Annotated in this window: 12 protein-coding genes and 1 pseudogene; 10 read left to right on the top strand and 3 right to left on the bottom strand. The window is 74.3% G+C overall.

Annotation, left to right across the window (positions count from 1 at the left end; all coding sequences use genetic code 11):
* Positions 1 to 4 precede the first annotated feature (4 nt).
* Entirely contained in the window at positions 5 to 370 is a 366-nt protein-coding gene (locus tag AB0I60_RS28390) for a hypothetical protein (RefSeq protein WP_360734924.1), read from the bottom strand.
* A gap of 194 nt (positions 371 to 564) precedes the next feature.
* Between AB0I60_RS28390 and aceB the strand changes: the two genes are divergently transcribed.
* The 5 genes from aceB to AB0I60_RS28415 are packed head-to-tail and all read left to right on the top strand — an operon-like array spanning position 565 to position 8,000.
* The gene (gene aceB, locus AB0I60_RS28395; protein WP_360734926.1) at positions 565 to 2,094 is read left to right on the top strand and encodes a malate synthase A; all 1,530 of its coding nucleotides are present in this window, start codon (positions 565 to 567) and stop codon (positions 2,092 to 2,094) included.
* Positions 2,095 to 2,127: 33 nt separating this feature from the next.
* Positions 2,128 to 2,256, top strand: coding sequence for a hypothetical protein (locus AB0I60_RS28400; protein WP_360734928.1), 129 nt, complete (start codon positions 2,128 to 2,130; stop codon positions 2,254 to 2,256).
* 55 nt (positions 2,257 to 2,311) lie between these two features.
* Positions 2,312 to 6,088 carry a CHAT domain-containing protein gene (locus tag AB0I60_RS28405; protein WP_360734930.1) on the top strand — a complete coding sequence of 1,259 codons (3,777 nt, stop codon included), beginning with the start codon at positions 2,312 to 2,314 and terminating at the stop codon, positions 6,086 to 6,088.
* Entirely contained in the window at positions 6,085 to 6,645 is a 561-nt protein-coding gene (locus AB0I60_RS28410; protein WP_360734932.1) for a hypothetical protein, read from the top strand. The genes AB0I60_RS28405 and AB0I60_RS28410 overlap by 4 nt, the downstream gene beginning before the upstream one ends.
* On the top strand, positions 6,645 to 8,000 hold the full coding sequence (locus tag AB0I60_RS28415; protein ID WP_360734934.1) for a hypothetical protein: 1,356 nt from the start codon (positions 6,645 to 6,647) through the stop codon (positions 7,998 to 8,000). The genes AB0I60_RS28410 and AB0I60_RS28415 overlap by 1 nt, the downstream gene beginning before the upstream one ends.
* Before the next feature lie 15 nt (positions 8,001 to 8,015).
* On the opposite strand, the pseudogene AB0I60_RS28420 reads toward AB0I60_RS28415, so the two are convergent.
* Both AB0I60_RS28420 and AB0I60_RS28425 read right to left on the bottom strand, forming a co-directional pair.
* A pseudogene (locus tag AB0I60_RS28420) lies at positions 8,016 to 8,378 on the bottom strand (urate oxidase); the annotation flags it as partial.
* Positions 8,379 to 8,439: 61 nt separating this feature from the next.
* The gene (locus AB0I60_RS28425; protein ID WP_360734937.1) at positions 8,440 to 8,934 is read right to left on the bottom strand and encodes a 2-oxo-4-hydroxy-4-carboxy-5-ureidoimidazoline decarboxylase; all 495 of its coding nucleotides are present in this window, start codon (positions 8,932 to 8,934) and stop codon (positions 8,440 to 8,442) included.
* 319 nt (positions 8,935 to 9,253) lie between these two features.
* Between AB0I60_RS28425 and AB0I60_RS28430 the strand changes: the two genes are divergently transcribed.
* The 5 genes from AB0I60_RS28430 to AB0I60_RS28450 all read left to right on the top strand — a co-directional run bounded on the left by AB0I60_RS28430 (position 9,254) and on the right by AB0I60_RS28450 (position 15,906).
* The gene (locus AB0I60_RS28430) at positions 9,254 to 10,792 is read left to right on the top strand and encodes an alpha/beta hydrolase (RefSeq protein ID WP_360734939.1); all 1,539 of its coding nucleotides are present in this window, start codon (positions 9,254 to 9,256) and stop codon (positions 10,790 to 10,792) included.
* 233 nt (positions 10,793 to 11,025) lie between these two features.
* Positions 11,026 to 12,366, top strand: a complete 1,341-nt coding sequence (locus tag AB0I60_RS28435; protein WP_360734941.1) for an ammonium transporter — start codon at positions 11,026 to 11,028, stop codon at positions 12,364 to 12,366.
* Entirely contained in the window at positions 12,363 to 12,701 is a 339-nt protein-coding gene (locus tag AB0I60_RS28440; protein ID WP_360734943.1) for a P-II family nitrogen regulator, read from the top strand. The genes AB0I60_RS28435 and AB0I60_RS28440 overlap by 4 nt, the downstream gene beginning before the upstream one ends.
* A gap of 43 nt (positions 12,702 to 12,744) precedes the next feature.
* Complete coding sequence (locus tag AB0I60_RS28445; protein ID WP_360734945.1) at positions 12,745 to 15,099, top strand: [protein-PII] uridylyltransferase; 2,355 nt, start codon at positions 12,745 to 12,747, stop codon at positions 15,097 to 15,099.
* A 249-nt stretch (positions 15,100 to 15,348) separates the two neighbouring features.
* Positions 15,349 to 15,906, top strand: coding sequence for a Zeta toxin (locus AB0I60_RS28450; protein ID WP_360734947.1), 558 nt, complete (start codon positions 15,349 to 15,351; stop codon positions 15,904 to 15,906).
* The last annotated feature ends 24 nt before the right edge of the window (positions 15,907 to 15,930 follow it).

The raw sequence follows: 15,930 nt of genomic DNA on the forward strand, positions 1-15,930 counted from the left end.
CGCCTCAGCCCACGTCCGCGCAGCGGTGCCAGCACTCCTTGACCTGCCGGCGCTCCGGGACCACGTGGTAGTGCAGCGGTTCCAGGTTCGACCGGACCACGTAGGACGGTGCGGCGGGGCGGGCCTGCGGGACCACGTACCGCAGGGACCCGCGCGCCGGGGCCCGCCAGTCGTCGCGGTTGGTGGCGCGCACCCGCGCGCCGGGGTAGGCGCGGCGGTACTCGCCGATCAGGTCGACCAGCCACTGCACGCGGTCGTCGGCCCGCGCGGCGGGCACCGGGTCCAGCTCGGCCCCGTCGCACCAGCGGCCCACCACCTGGCGGTCGTCCCAGTGCAGGGTGAGCGTGCGGCCTTCATGCGTCGTTCCCACGCCGAGATCATCGCGCGCGGGCGCGCGTCCGGCCGTGCCGGGTCATCCGATCGTGCGAACGGTGGTCCCGGTCGGTGGGCAGGGGCTGCACACCCGTGGACTGCCGTGCCGTCCGATTCACCCTCCGTTGCCGTTGCGCGATGCGAAAACTACAGTCCGCACAGCAGAACCGGGCGCAGGAGAGGCGGCCACCCGTGACCGGTACCCGGGTCCTCGGCGGCGAGGTCGAGCGCGGGGACGAGATCCTCACGCCGGACGCCCTGGAGTTCGTCGCCGGCCTCCACCGCGCGTTCGCCGCCACCCGCGACGAGCTGCTGGCCCGCCGGGCGCGGCGCGGCCCGCTCGGGTTCGCCGAGGAGACCCGGCACGTCCGCGAGGGCGACTGGCGGGTGGCCGGGGCACCCGGGCCGCTGCGCGACCGCCGGGTCGAGATCACCGGGCCCACCGAGCGCAAGATGACCGTCAACGCCCTGAACTCCGGCGCGAAGGTGTGGCTGGCCGACCTGGAGGACGCGAACACGCCGCACTGGCACAACGTCGTCGCCGGCCAGGTGAACCTGCGCGACGCGGCCCGGGGCACCGTCGAGTTCCGCTCGCCCGAGGGCAGGCACTACACCCTCGCGGACGGCGACCGCCCCACGATCGTGGTCCGCCCGCGCGGTTGGCACCTGCCCGAACGGCACATCGAGATCGACGGCAGGCCCGCCGTCGGGGCCCTGGTCGACTTCGGCCTGCACTTCTTCCACAACGCCGAGCTGGGCCGGCCGTACTACTACCTGCCGAAGATGGAGAGCCACCTCGAAGCACGGCTGTGGAACGACGTCTTCACCGCCGCGCAGGCCGCGCTGGGCGTCCCGCACGGCACGATCCGCGCGACCGTGCTGATCGAGACCATCCCGGCCGCGTTCCAGATGGAGGAGATCCTCTACGAGCTGCGCGACCACGCGTCCGGCCTCAACGCGGGCCGCTGGGACTACCTGTTCAGCATCATCAAGTACTTCCGCGACCAGGGCCCGGACCACGTGCTGCCGGACCGCAACAGCGTCACCATGACCGCGCCGTTCATGCGCGCCTACACCGAACTGCTCGTGCGCACGTGCCACAAGCGCGGGGCGTTCGCCATGGGCGGCATGGCCGCGTTCATCCCCAACCGCCGCGACCCCGAGGTGACCGCCCAGGCGCTGGCGAAGGTCCGCGACGACAAGTCGCGCGAGGCCGCCGACGGCTTCGACGGCAGTTGGGTCGCCCACCCCGACCTGGTCCCGGTGTGCCGGGAGATCTTCGACGCGCGGTTGGGCGACCGGTCCGACCAGCTCGACGTGCTGCGCGAGGACGTCGACGTCACCGCCGCGCAGTTGCTGGACTTCGCGTCGGCGGGCGGTCGGGCGACCCGCGCGGGCGTGGAGAGCGCGGTGGACGTCGGTGTGCGCTACCTGCTGTCGTGGTTGGGAGGCAACGGCGCGGCGGCGATCCACGACCTGATGGAGGACGCGGCCACCGCCGAGATCTCCCGTTCCCAGCTCTGGCAGTGGGTGCACAACGGCGTGGTGCTCGCCGACGGCGAGCCGGTGACCGCCGAGCTGGTCCGCGCGGTGCTGCGGGACGTGCGCGGCCGGCTCGACGGCGAGCACCTCGACCTGGCCGTGGAGCTGTTCGAGCAGGTGGCGCTGGCCGACGACTTCGTGGACTTCCTGACCCTCCCGGCGTACGAGCGGATCGACTGAGGCTCCTCGGACGTCGCCGGGCCGGACGAACCCGTGACCGCCCAGGCGCTGTCGTCGTCGTTCGTCCGCGCGGTGGAGTGCGGTGCGCCGGACGCCGAGGAGGTCCGACGGATCACCGGGCCGGACCCGGCCGCGTTGTGCGCCCCGGCCGGAAGTCGGTAACAGGGCGGGGATTCCCGGCGACCCACACAGGGACGACCACCCCGCCGGAGGTCCCATGTTCGCCGACCGCCTGGCCAGCGCGCGGCAGGCGCTGGCCGAGGGAAACCACGACCAGGCCGTGCTGATCGTCGGGAGCGGGCTGGCCGAGGCCCGCCGCCGGTGCGACCGGGGCGACGGCGACGCGCTCGCCTGGACGGTGGTGCTCACCACCGAGTTCGACGCGCTCACCGAGGACGTGCTGGAGCCCGCCGAGCGCACCCGGCCGTGGGAGGAGTTGCGCGCCCTGGCCCGGCGGGCGGGCGCGGCACCCGCCGAGCTGGGCTCGGTGCTGCGGCTGGCCGTGCTGCACCTGCGCGCCGACCGGCCCGAGGTCGCCGCCGAGCACGCTGCGGCGGTGCTGGACCTGGTGCCCCGCAACGGGGTGCTGCGCGCCGACGGGGTGGAGATCGAGGGGCCCGACCCCACCACGATCCACGAGGTGCTGGCGGACGTGGCGCACGACCTGTACTACCGGCGCGAGGACTTCGACGCGGTCGAGGCGCTGGCGGGCGCGTTCGCCGGGCACTTCCCGGACTCGCCGATCCCGTGGTACTTCCTCGGCCACTCGGCGGCCCGGCTGGAGCACCACGACGACGCGGTGCGCGCGTTGACCCGGCTCGCCGAGCTGGTCCCGGACGCGCCGGGTCCGCTGGTCGCGCTGAGCGGGTCGCTGTTCCACGTCGACCGCCGGCAGGAGGCCGTCGCGGCGCTCGACCAGGCGATCGCGCTCGCGCCGGACGAGGCGCGCTACCGGTACTTCCGGGCCCGGGTGCACGCGGCGGACGGCCGGGCCGAGGAGGCCCTGGCGGACCTGGACGACGTGATCGGCGTGCCCGTGCCGAGGCCGCGCGGCGGCCGGCCCGACCCGGCGCGCGAGCTGGTCGACCTCGCGGCGGTCCTGCGGTTGAACCTGCTGGTGGACCTGGGCCGGACGGGGGAGGCCGGCGCCGAGGCGCGGGTGCTCGCCGACACCGCCGACGAGCCGACGGCCGGCGCGGCGTACGCGGTGCTGGGCGAGCTGGCGTTCGACGCGGGCGACCACCGCCGGGCGATCGTCTGCTTCACCGCGCAGCTCGACCTGCACGAGTCGGCCGAGGCGCTGCTGTCCCGCGCGGCGACCTACGAGGCGGCGGACCTGCTGGACGCCGCCGCCGCCGACCTGGACGCGGTGACGGCGCACGACCCCGACCTGGCCGTCGAGGTGCTGTCCGGGCTGCGCGAGCGCCACCCGACCCACGCCGGCACGGCCAAGGCCCTCGGCCACGCCCTGCTGAGGGCGCTCGACCCGGCGCGGGCCGTGGAGGAGCTGGCGGCGGCGCACCGGCGGCTGCCCGACGACTGGCAGGTGGTGGCGTGGCTGGGGCTGGCGGCGATCACGCACAGCGCGGCCGGTGACGACTGGAACGCGGGCTTCGGCAGCCGCCGCGTGCTGGACGCCGTCGCGCGGCTGACCGACGCCGTGCTGCTGGCACCCGACGAGCCGTACCCGCGCCGGCACCTGCGCTGGCTGGTCGACCGGGCCTGCGCGTGGCCGCCGGTCCTGGAGTTCCTGCTGGCCGCCCGGGACGTGCCGCGCGGTTTCGGGCCGGGCGGCGCGGACCTGGCGGCGGCGCTGCCGGACGTGGACGACCTGCTCACCCGCTGGTCGCGGGTGGTTCCGGGCGAGCCGGCGCCGGCCGACCTGGCGGCGCTGCGATCCGGGGTGCGCGACCTGCCCGTGCTGGGCGCGCTGCTGGACCTGCGGACGGCGGACGCGCACCTGCGCCGGTGCCAGGTGTCCGAGGCGCTGGGCCTGGTCGCCGAGGCGGAGCGGGCGCTGCTCGACGTCGGCCGGCCGCCACTCGCCGACCTGCTGCCCGACCTGGACCACCGGGAGCTGGTCGCGGTGGTGCACGCGGAGCTGCGCAAGGCCGTCGCGGCGCGCGGTTCCCGGGCGCTGCACCGGCTCGGTGACCTGGAGGGCGCGCTGGAGGCGGCCGACCACGGGCTGGGCGACGACGACTTCGACGACCTGTACCAGCGCGCCGTGCTGCTGCGCGACGTCGGCCGGGTCGACGAGGCGGTCGGCCGGCTGCCCCGCCTGGCTGAACTCGCCACCGACGCCGACCGCACCCGGCTGGCCAACCTGGAGGCGACCCTGCACCTGAGCCGGCGCGACTTCGACGCGGCGGCGGACGTGCTGGAACGCGTGCTGCCGACGGTGGCACCGGATTCCTACGACGCCTCGGTGTTCGTCGGCAACCTGATCTCGGTGCACCTGGAGCGGGACGAGCCCGCGCGCGTGCTCGACCTGGTGGACCGCTACCCGCTGCCCGCGTGCGCCCAGCCGTCGCTGCTGCTCGACCGGTACGCGATGCGCGCCGTGGCGCTGTGCGGGCTGGGCGACCACCGGGGCGCGGCGGACGGCTTCCGGGCGGCGCTGGAGATCGCCGAGGACGTGCGCGCCGGGCTGCCCGACCGGGAGTCCCGGTCGTCCTGGCAGGCGACCCACCTGTGGGTGTACGAGCAGGCGGTGCTGGCGTCGCTGGCGGACGGCGACCTGGTGGGCGCGCTGGAACTGGTGGGGCGGGCCAAGGCGCACGCGTTCCCGGAGCGGCCCGGTCACCGCGCGGCAGCGGTGTCCGCCCAGCGGCTCGACGTGGCGGTGGCGGTGCGCGGCGGGTGCGTGCTGGCCGAGTTCTACGTGGCCGCCGACCGGGTCCTGCTGTTCGTGCTGACGCCGGGCAGCGCGCGTCCCGTGGTCTACCAGTGGGCGGCGGACCCCGACGAGCTGGTCGGCTGGTTCTTCGACCGGTCCGCGCGGGAGCTGGACCCGGACGCGTTCGCGGAGGCGTTCGGCCCGCTGGTCGCCCCGATCACCGACCACTGCGCGCCCGGCGACGTCGTCCTGCTGGTGCCGCACGGGGAGCTGCACCACCTGCCGCTGCACGCGCTGCTGCTCGACCGGAACCCGGTGTGCCGACTGCCCTCCTCGGGCCTGGGCCACGGCCGGCCGGGACGCCGGGAGTGGCGCACCGCGCTGGTCCTGGGCGACCCGGGCGGGGACTGCGCGCACGCCCGCCGGGAGGCGGAGGCCGTGGCGGAGGTGTTCGGCACCCGGCCCGCGCTCGGCGGCGAGGCGACCCGCGACCGGCTGTCGGACGCGGACGTGATCCACCTGGCGTGCCGCGCGCGGTTCGACGACGACCCGGCGGTCCTGTTGGCGGACGGGCACGAGCTGACCGTCCAGGACGTCCTGGGGCTCGAGATCGGCGCGGGGCTGGTGACGCTGGCCGCGTGCGAGTCCGGTGCCGGCGAGGAACTCGCCCACGCCGTGCTGCACGCGGGCGTGCCGTCCGTCGTGATGAGCCTGTGGGAGGTGGACGACCTGTCCACCAGCTTGCTGATGGCCGACTTCTACGCGCGGGCGCGGTCCGGCGCGGGACTGGCCGTGGCGCTGCGCGACGCCCAGTCGGCGCTGGCCGCCACCACCGCGCGGGAGGTCGTGGCGCACTGCGACGAGCGCCTGGCCGGCGCGGACCCGGTGACGGCCGCCGCGCTGCTGCTCGACCGGGCGGGCGCGCAGGCGGCGGCGGGCGACGTGGTGGGCGCGGCGGCGTCGTGCCGCGAGGTCGACCCGGTGCTGGCCGGGACGCGCGGCCCGTCCGCCGGACGGCTGCGGGCGCGTGCCGCGCGTCGGCTCACCCTGCTGGCGCTCAAAGCCGAATCCGCGCCCCCGGTGGATTACGCCACGCGACCTTTCGCGCATCCCTACCATTGGGCGGCATTCGTGCTCGTGGGTGATTGGCGGTGAGGCCGGTGCTGTTGTCGTCGTTGACCAGGAGCCACGTGGTCGTGCGGGACGACGTGGAGGTGGGCCAGGCGAGGGCCGCGCGGGAGCGGGTGAACGCCGAGTTCATCGTGGTCGTCACCTCCGACGGCAACCCGCTGGGCGTGCTGGGCGTGCCGGAGCTGGCCGAGCTGGCCGCCACCTCGGAGACGCTGACCGCCGTGGCGCACCTGTTCCCGACCCTGGTGGTGGTCGGCGGCGACCCGGACGAGCTGGCCCCCGACGAGCTGTTCGACCTGGCCGAGCTGGTGGTGCGCGAGCGGCTGCGGTTCGTGCTGGTGGAGCGGGACGGCCAGCCGGCGGGCGTGGTGCCGCGCGCGGCGATCGCCGACGCCCTCCCGCTCGACGCGCTGGACGGCCTGGCCGTCCGCACGGGCAACCCGATGGTGCCCGCGCTGCGGTACGTGTGCCGCAAGTGCGCGCCGCCGTCGTTCCAGTTGCCGCGCGTGCCGGCGGAGGGCGGCCGGCCGCCGAACTGCCGCCGGGTCTTCTTCCACGGCGCCACGGAGCCGGACGCCTGATGTTCGCCTCGGTGCTGCGGGAGGTCACGGGCTACTTCGACAAGCGCGCCCTGATCTCGACGTTCTTCCCGGTGCTCGCCTTCCTGGGCGGCGCGGTGGTCGTGGTGTGGACGACGGTGTCCGGGGTGGCCGGCGCGCTCGCGGCGTGGGGCGGCCTGGCGGGCACGGTGCAGGTGGCGCTGCTGGTCGGGTTCCTGGCGCTGGTGGCGTTCCTGACCTTCCTGCTGGGCACCCTGCGCGAGTGGCAGGACCGGCTGTGCCAGGGGTACTGGCCGTCGTGGGCGGCCGGCCTGGCGGAGCGGTGCGCGCGGTCGCACCGGGCGGCGCGGCGCGCGCTGGTCGAGCGCGACGGGGAGTTGCAGCGCGAGGAGGAGGCGCTGGCGGTCGAGCGGGCCTGGCTGCCCCGGCCCGACGACGCCGCGTCCGGCGGGCTGACCGACGAGGAGTTCGCGGCGGCGGTCACGGCGCTGCGGGCGGTGCGGCAGTCCCCGGAGTGGCCGCGCGGCACGGCCGAGCGGCTGGCCGAGGTGGTGCGCGCCGTCCGCGAGCGGCCCGCCGAAATCGAGGCGGTGACCGGGCTGGCGCTGGACCTGGACGCGCACCTCGCGGCGGTGGAGCAGGCGGTGCGCGCCCGGCGGGCGGCGGTGCAGCAGGAGCTGTTCCTGTGGTACCCGCAGCCGCCCGGCGACGTCCAGCCGACCCGGATGGGCAACGTGGTGCGGGCCGCCGAGCAGCACCCGACGACCCGCTACCGGCTGGACGCCGTGGTGCTGTGGACGCGGCTGCAACCGGTGCTGCCCAAGGAGTTCGCGGACGCGGTGAGGGACGCCAAGGTGTCGGTGGACCTCTTGCTGACCACAGCGGTGTTCCTGCCGCTGTTCGGGATGCCGCTGACGTGGTGGCTGGCGTGGCGGCTGCCGGCAATCGAGGGCCCGGCGACGTGGCTGACGGTGCTGGCCGTCGTGGTGTGCGGGTGCGCGGTGGTCCGGCTGAACCACCGGATGCTGCCGCCGGCGGTGGCGGGCGGCGGGCTGGTGGTGGTGCACGCGGTCACCCGGGTCTGGGAGCCGGTGCTTCGCATCGAGGTCTGTCTGCTGTGGACGCTCGCGCTGGCGGTCCTGTCCTACGGCCTGTACCGCAATGCGACGCACGCGACCCTGGCCTACGCCGAACGCCTGCGGACGGCGTTCGACCTGTACCGGTGGAAGCTGTTGGAGGAGCTGCGGATCAAGCTGCCGGAGACGTTGACCGAGGAGCAGCACGTGTGGGGCGGGTTGAGCCAGTTCCTGTACCGGGGCGGCGTGGCCGATCCGGCGCTGCTGCGCTACGAGCACCCCCGACCCGAAGGGCCGTGACCGCGTCGGGCGTCGGAACGCCGGCAGCGTGAGCCAGGCAGAGCCCGCGTCTTCGGCGTCGTCGCGCAGCACCGCCTCGCCCATCGCGTACAACGTCTGCTGCAACGACAGGGTGTGCCTGTCGGCGAACGTCCGGAGCAGGGGAGTGCGGATCGCGCCGAAGCTTTCCGCCCAGTCGGTTCCCTGGTAGCGCCGGCGCGCGGTCACCGAGGTCGCCAGGACGCGGTCTGTCATCTCTCGTAGTGTCGTGTGGTCGTGGCCGGCGATCCGCTGTCACGAGCGCTCGTCGACGAGGACCAGCGCGCCGCTGACGGGGTCCTGCGTCGACACGAAGTGCCGTTCCAGCCGCAGCGCGAAGTCCTCGATCTCGCCGACGGGTACTGCTTGGCGAAGGCGTACCCGGTTGGGCCGCAGGACGAAGGCCATCTGCTCAGCCCCCTCACGGGTCGTGGGGGTGGAGCACCTCCCGCAGGCGCAGCACGGCGATCTTGGCCAGTTCCCCGCTCACCACGCGCCACTCCTCGTCCGGCTGGTGGTCCAGCCGCGCGGTGAGGTCCGCCAGCACCTGCTCACCGGACATGCCCGTCGTGCACACGAGGTAGAGGTGCCCGAAGCGCTTTTCGTAGGCCGCGTTGGCCGCCTGCACCCGTTCGGCCGAGGGGTCGCCGACGCGGGACTGCCCGGTGGCCGACCACAGCGCCGAGGCCCCGCCGCCCGTGGGCCGCTCGCCGATGCGGGAGTGCCCGGCGAGTGCCGCGCGCGCGTCGTCCCGGCCGAGTTCGAGGGACCGGGCGGTGGACAGCAGGGCGTCCTCCGACGCGTAGGGCCGGCCGGCCAGCACGGCGTCGACCCAGCGCGGCACGGCGAGGCACTCGGTGAGCAGCGGGCGCAGGTCGGCCGCCGGCGCGGTGTTGAAGTCGTCCAAACCGGACACTGGGACTCCGTGTTTCGTCAACGCGGAAGCGCGCTTCCGCTGCGGGGACGGTACGAGCGGGTTCGGGGGAGTGTCAACAGTGTCGCGCCGCTCCGGCCCGGCCGCTCGCTCCCCGGTTCGAGAACTCCGCGTCCGCACTGCGGAAGGGGTCGCCGGTGCGTTCAGTCCGGCCGTCACGCAGTGTTATCGGAATCTGTCCCGTTAACCTGAAAGCAGTCAGCCCACCGAAGGACCCGGCGTCCAACTTCGGGTGGTTGTGCACCAGTTCACCCTCCTGGAAGCCTGCGGAAACCCATACGGGTGACAGAGGGAGGGAACTGTGCGACCGATCTTCCGCGCATTGGGCGGTGTGGGCACGGCGGCGGCACTCGTCGTCGGCCTGGTGTCGACCGCGTCGGCCGACCCCGTCGAGGCGCAAGGTCTCGACACCCAGGCCATCGACTGGAAGCCGTGCCCGGAACTCGCCGAGGTCGAGTGCGGCACGCTGAGACTCCCCGTCGACTGGGGCAAGCCCCGGGGTGACAAGTTCGACCTCGCGGTCGCCCGCCGCAAGGCCACCGACCCGGCCAAGCGGCTCGGCGTGCTGGTCATCAACCCCGGCGGTCCCGGCGGTTCCGGCGTGGACTTCGCCCTGGGGGCGAACCGCTACTTCAGCGCTCAGGTGCAGGAGCGGTTCGACATCGTCGGTTTCGACCCGCGCGGCGTCGCGCGCAGCCAGCCGGTCAAGTGCTCCATCGACGTGCTGCAGCGCCAGCCGTCGACCCACCCGACCACCCAGGCCGAGTTCGACGCGCTGGCGCGGTACAACCGCGAGCTGGCCACGGACTGCCGCAAGCAGACCGGCCCCATGTACGACCACGCCGACACCATCGGCGTCGTCAACGACATCGACGCCCTGCGCCGCTCGCTCGGCGAGCGGAAGATCAACTACTACGGCGTCTCCTACGGCACCCTCATCGGCCAGCAGTACGCCGAGCGCTACGGGCGCAACATCCGCACCATGGTGATCGACTCGAACATGGACCACAGCCTCGACCTGCGGGGCTTCAACGAGACCGAGGCGCGCACCGCCGAGGACTCGTTCACCGAGTTCGTGAAGTGGTGCGACCGGACCACTTCGTGCGCGCTGCACGGCAAGGACGTCGCGAAGTTCTGGGACGACCTGCTGGCGAAGGCGGATCGCGGTGAGATCACCGACCCGAACGACCCGACCTACAAGGTGACCGCCGACGACATCATCGGCTTCGCCTTCAGCGCGTTCTACGGCCCGGACTGGCACCTGCTGGCCTCGGTGCTGCTCGACCTGACTTCCGGCACCGCCCCGCCGCGCGCGTTCGCGGCGGAGACCGCGCAGAACCCGTTCCCGGCCGTGTTCTGCCAGGACTGGGCGATCCGGGTGAAGAACCAGCGCGAGTTCGCCGCCGTCGAGCGCCGTGCCAAGCAGATCGCGCCGCACATGCGCGGCTCGGCCCTCGGCCACAGCGCGATCGCCGGCTGCGTCGGCCTGCCGGAGAAGGTCAACAACCCGCAGCACCGCCTGAACATCAAGAACGCGCCCAAGATCCTGATGCTCAACGCCCTGCACGACCCGGCCACCGGCTACGAGTGGGCCGTCGCCGCCAACCGCCAGAGCCGGGACACCACGGTCCTGGTCACCTATGAAGGCTGGGGCCACGGCGTCTACGACCGCAGCCAGTGCACCCAGGGCACCACCGACGACTATCTGATCAGCCGGCGGGTCCCGCGCCACGGCACCCGGTGCGCAGCCGTCGAGCCGCCCCCGGTCACCGCACGCACGACCGACACCACCCGCCTGCCCGCCGGCCCGAAGCCCGGCATCCCGGGCTGGCTGCGCTGACACCCTCCACGACGGGCCGCTCCTCGACCTACGGGGAGCGGCCCGCCGCGTCGGGCGGCCGGCGATTCCACGGTCCCCGGTCGTGATCGCCGACGGTCGTCCGCCCGCCGACCATCGGAAACCTGCTCGTAACACCGGACCCCGGACAGTTCACCGCCGCGAAACGCACCGCGCCGCCCGGCGAAACAGTGCGTCCCGATGCTCCCTGCAACCGACGTGCAGTGGAGGTCGACGTGGATACAGGGGACACCGCCTGGTTGCTCACCAGTTCCGCTCTGGTGCTGCTGATGACCCCGGGCCTCGCCTTCTTCTACGGGGGGATGGTCCGCTCGAAGAGCGTGCTCAACATGATGATGATGAGCCTGGGCGCGATGGGCGTGGTCGGCGTGCTCTGGGTGCTGGTCGGCTACTCGACCGCGTTCGGCACCGACGTCGGGGCCGGTCTGCTGGGTGAGCCGTTCCAGTTCTTCGGCCTGGACGGGCTGCTGGGCGCGGACGCGCTGTCCGGCACCGTCCCGAGCACCGTGTTCGCCGCGTTCCAGGCCATGTTCGCCATCATCACGGTGGCCCTGGTCTCCGGCGCGATCGCCGACCGGGCCCGGTTCGGGCCGTGGCTGCTGTTCGCCGCGCTGTGGTCCGTGGTCGTGTACTTCCCGGTCGCGCACTGGGTGTTCGACTTCGACGTCAAGGACGCCTCGGGCACGGTCGTGGACCCCGGCGGCTGGATCGCCAACCAGCTCGCCGCCCTCGACTTCGCGGGCGGCACGGCGGTGCACGTCAACGCCGGCGCGGCGGGGCTCGCGCTGGCCGTCGTGCTGGGCAGGCGGGTCGGCTGGCCGCGCGACCGGATGAAACCGCACAACCTGCCGCTGGTCGTCCTCGGCGCCGGGCTGCTGTGGTTCGGCTGGTTCGGCTTCAACGCCGGTTCGGCGGTCGGCGCGAACGCCACGGCCGGGGTCACGTTCGTCAACACCCTGGTGGCCACCTCCGCCGCGCTGCTCGCGTGGCTCGCGGTCGAACGCGTCCGGGACGGCAACGCCACCACGCTCGGCGCGGCGTCCGGTGTGGTCGCCGGCCTGGTGGCGATCACCCCCGCGTGCTCCGCCGTCACCCCCACGGGCGCCATCGCAATCGGTGCGGTCACCGGCGCGCTGTGCGCCCTCGCGGTCGGCCTGAAGTACCGCTTCGGCTTCGACGATTCTCTGGACGTGGTGGGCGTGCACCTGGTCGGCGGCCTGTCCGGCACCGTCCTGATCGGCCTGTTCGCCAGTGACGCGGCCCCGGCGGGGGTCGACGGCCTGTTCCACGGCGGCGGCCTGGACCAGTTGTGGCGTCAGGTCGTCGGCGCGGGTGCCGTGCTCGTGTACTCGTTCGTGCTCAGCCTGGCCCTGGGCTACCTGGTCAGGTTCACCGTCGGCTTCCGCGCCGACGAGGAGGCCGAGGTCGTCGGGATCGACGAGGCGGAGCACGCCGAGACGGCCTACGAGTTCGGCGGCGGCCTCGGTTCGCGGGGGAGCAGCAGGCCGGGTGTCGCCGGCGCAGCCGCCGTGCTGGAGAGGAGCACCACGTCATGAAGCTGGTCACCGCGATCATCAAGCCGTTCATGCTCGATGAGGTGAAGACGGCGTTGGAACGGCTCGGCGTGCTCGGCATGACGGTCGGCGAGGTGCAGGGCCACGGCCGGCAGAAGGGCCACACCGAGGTGTACCGGGGTGCGGAGTACGCCGTGGACTTCGTGCCGAAGTTGCGCGTCGAGGTGCTGGTGGACGACACGGCCGCGGACAGGGTGCTCGACGCCGTCGTGGACGCCGCCCGGACCGGCAAGATCGGCGACGGCAAGGTCTGGGTCACCCCGGTGGAGGCGGTCGTCCGCGTGCGCACAGGAGAGCGCGGGACCGACGCTCTGTGAGGCACGTCCGGTGGAAGACGTTCTGCGAGAACGGGGTGCGGGCGTGGTGGAAGACGTCGGAACGGCCGACGACCTGGTGCGGGCCCGTGATCGGCTGCTCGCGCCGGGCCGTCGCCGGTTGACCGGGGAGTCCCTGCGGGAGGCGCTGGTCGACCTGCACGAGTTCTGGCTGACCGCGCACGCCGCACGGGCGGGCGTCGGACGGGCGGTCGGGTCCGCCCTGGTCGCCGTGGGCAGCCTGGGCCGGCGCGAACTCGTCCCGCACTCGGACCTCGACCTCGTCCTGGTGCACGCCGGGGAGAACGGCGTGGACGCGGTCGCCGAACGGCTCTGGTACCCGCTGTGGAACTCGGGCATCGGGCTGGACCACTCCGTGCGCACGGTCGGCGAGGCGCTCCGCGTGGCGGCGAACGACCTGCGCACGGCGGTGGGGCTGCTCGACCTGCGGCACATCGCGGGCGACCCGGAGATCAGCGGACGGCTCGCGGACAGCGCGCGTCGGGCGTGGCGGTCCGGGGTGCGGACCAGGCTGGACGAGGTGGCCGAGACCGCCCGGCGCCGGTGGGCGCGCAGCGGCGAGGTCGCGCACCGCGTCGAACCCGACCTGAAGCACGGGCGCGGCGGACTGCGGGACGTGACCCTGCTGGACGCCCTGTCGGCGGCCCAGCTCACCGACCGCCCGTCGCCCGACGTGGACGAGGCGCGCAGGCTGCTGCTGGACGTGCGGACCGAACTGCGCCGGGTCGCCGGACGGCCGCGAGACGTCCTGCGCGCCCAGGACGGTGACGAGGTCGCCGCCGCGCTCGGGCTGGCCGACCGCTTCGCGCTGGCGCGCGCCACGTCGTCGGCGGCGCGCACGATCGCGTACGCCGTGGACGTGTCCATGCGCGCCGCCCGCGCCGCCGTGCCGAGGAAGGGTTTGGGCGTCTTCGTCCGCTCGCCGTTGCGACGGCTGCCCGTGCGTCGGCCGTTGGACGAGGGCGTGGTGCTGCACGGCTCTGAGGTGGCGTTGGCCCGTGACGCGATGCCCGGCCGTGACCCGGCGCTGCTGCTGCGGGTCGCCACGGCGGCGGCGCGCGGTCGGCACCCCATCGCGGCCGGGACGCTCGCGCGTCTCGCGGACGCCGCCCCGGAGCTGCGCCGGCCGTGGCCGCGTGAGGCGCGCGACGAGCTGCTGGCGCTGTTGGGCAGCGGGTCCGGCCTGGTCGACGTGGTGGAGGCGTTGGACCGCACCGGGCTGTGGGGACGCTTGTTCCCCGAATGGGGCGCTGTCCGCGACCTACCCCCACGCGACGCCGCGCACACGTGGACGGTCGACAGGCACCTCGTGGAGACCACCGCGAACGCGGCCCGTTTGACGACCCGTGTGTCGCGTCCGGACCTCTTGCTGTTGGGCGCGTTGCTGCACGACATCGGCAAGGGGCGTCGGCAGGACCACTCGGAGGTGGGTGCCGCCATCACGGCACAGGTCGCCGAACGCCTGGGCCTGTGGCCGCAGGACGTCGTCACGGTGACCGCGCTGGTCCGCCACCACCTCCTGCTGCCGCACACCGCGACGCGGCGGGACGTCGAGGACGAGGCGACCGTCCGGCGCGTGGTCGACGCGCTCGGTGGCGACCCGGTGCTGCTGGAACTCCTGCACGCCCTCGCCGAGGCGGACGCCACCGCGACGGGCCCCGGCGCGTGGACGGGGTGGAAGGCGGCGCTGGTCGGCGACCTGGTCGCCCGCTGCCGGGCCGCGATGGCCGGCGACCCGCTGCCGCGACCGGAGCCGCCGGGCCGACGGCTGCGCGGGGTGGCGGAAGCGGTGCTCGCGTCCGGGGAACCGGACGTGCTGGTCGACTCCCTCGACCACGCGGCCACCGTGACCGTGGTCGCCCTCGACCGGCCGGGGCTGCTGTCCCGGGCGGCGGGCGTGCTGGCGCTGAACTCGCTGGAGGTGCACTCGGCCGTGCTCGGCTCGCACGGGGGCGCGGCGGTCGACGTGTTCACCGTGTCGCCCAGGTTCGGGTCGCTGCCCGGCGCGGCGCTGCTCAGGGAGCAGGTGACCCGGGCGGTGGACGGGTCGTTGCCGCTGGCCGGGGAGCTGGCGGCGAAGGAGCGCGACTACGGCGGCCCGCCCCACGACCCACCGCCCCCGAAGGTGCTGTGGTTCGACGACGAGTCGACCGGGGCGGTGGTGCTGGAGCTGCGCGCGGCGGACCGGATCGGCCTGCTGCACCGCGTGGCGGACGCGTTGGAGCGGTGCGGCGTCGACGTGGTGTGGGCGCGGGTGGCCACGCTGGGGTCGACGGTGGTGGACTCGTTCGCCGTCACGGCGGTGGGCGGTCCGGACGGGGAACTGCGCCGGAAGGTGGAACGGGAGGTGCTGGCGGCTGCCCGCCGGTCGGATGCGTAGGTCTACGCACAACCGATGCGGGACGTCACGCTGACCAGCACCCGCGCGTCACGGCAGGCTCTTCGCTGTGACGCGGGGGCCGCCGGACGTGGGCGGCGGAGCGTCACCGGCGGAAGTCCCGGAGGCGGTCCATCGAGGGGTTGAACCGCCTCCGGGCACCCCCACGCCGACCCGGCTCGTGCCGGCGGGCCCGGTGTGAGCTGTCCGGGAACTCCGGCCCGTCCGAAACGTCTCTTTAGTATGGGTGTGATGAACGCCGTCGCCGTAGCGCCACGTGCTCTCGTAGTGCTGGCCGGGCTGCCGGGTGCGGGCAAGACGACGTTGCTCGCCGGTGTCGACACCGGGGGAGCGCCGGTCGTCGTGCTGGACTCCGACCAGGTGCGCGGCTACCTCCGGGGCGTGTTCCCGGCGGCGCTGCCCTACCGCTTCTACCGGCCGCTCGTCCACCTCGCGCACCGCGCGCGCATCCTCTGGTTCGCGGTCACCACGTCCGGCCTGCTCCTCGTCCACGAGCCGTCCACCCGGCCGACCACCCGCGCCGGGCTGGTGCTGGTGGGGCTGGTGGCGCTGCGCCCCCGCCACTTCCTCTGGCTCGACGCCAGCCCGGAGCAGGCGCTGTCCGGCCAGCTCCAGCGCGGCCGGCTGATCCGGTCGCGCTCGTTCACCCGGCACGTCCGCCGCGCCGCCCGCCTGCGCGAACGGCTCACCGGGGGCCGGGCGCCGCGCGGCTGGCAGGCGTTGACCGTGCTCACCCGGGACGACCGGCTGCGACTGTCGGTCACCCGGAGCGGCTACGCTGGCGGGTAGTCATTTGTCCGACGACGTGCGAGG

This window comes from Actinosynnema sp. NPDC050436, from assembly GCF_040655415.1.
Classification (GTDB): domain Bacteria; phylum Actinomycetota; class Actinomycetes; order Mycobacteriales; family Pseudonocardiaceae; genus Actinosynnema.

Excerpts from the sequence above, each read along its gene's own strand:
- AB0I60_RS28440 (WP_360734943.1), top strand. The coding sequence starts at position 12,363 with ATGAAGCTGGTCACCGCGATCATCAAGCCGTTCATGCTCGATGAGGTG.
- AB0I60_RS28415 (WP_360734934.1), top strand. The coding sequence starts at position 6,645 with ATGTTCGCCTCGGTGCTGCGGGAGGTCACGGGCTACTTCGACAAGCGC.
- AB0I60_RS28405 (WP_360734930.1), top strand. The coding sequence starts at position 2,312 with ATGTTCGCCGACCGCCTGGCCAGCGCGCGGCAGGCGCTGGCCGAGGGA.
- AB0I60_RS28450 (WP_360734947.1), top strand. The coding sequence starts at position 15,349 with ATGAACGCCGTCGCCGTAGCGCCACGTGCTCTCGTAGTGCTGGCCGGG.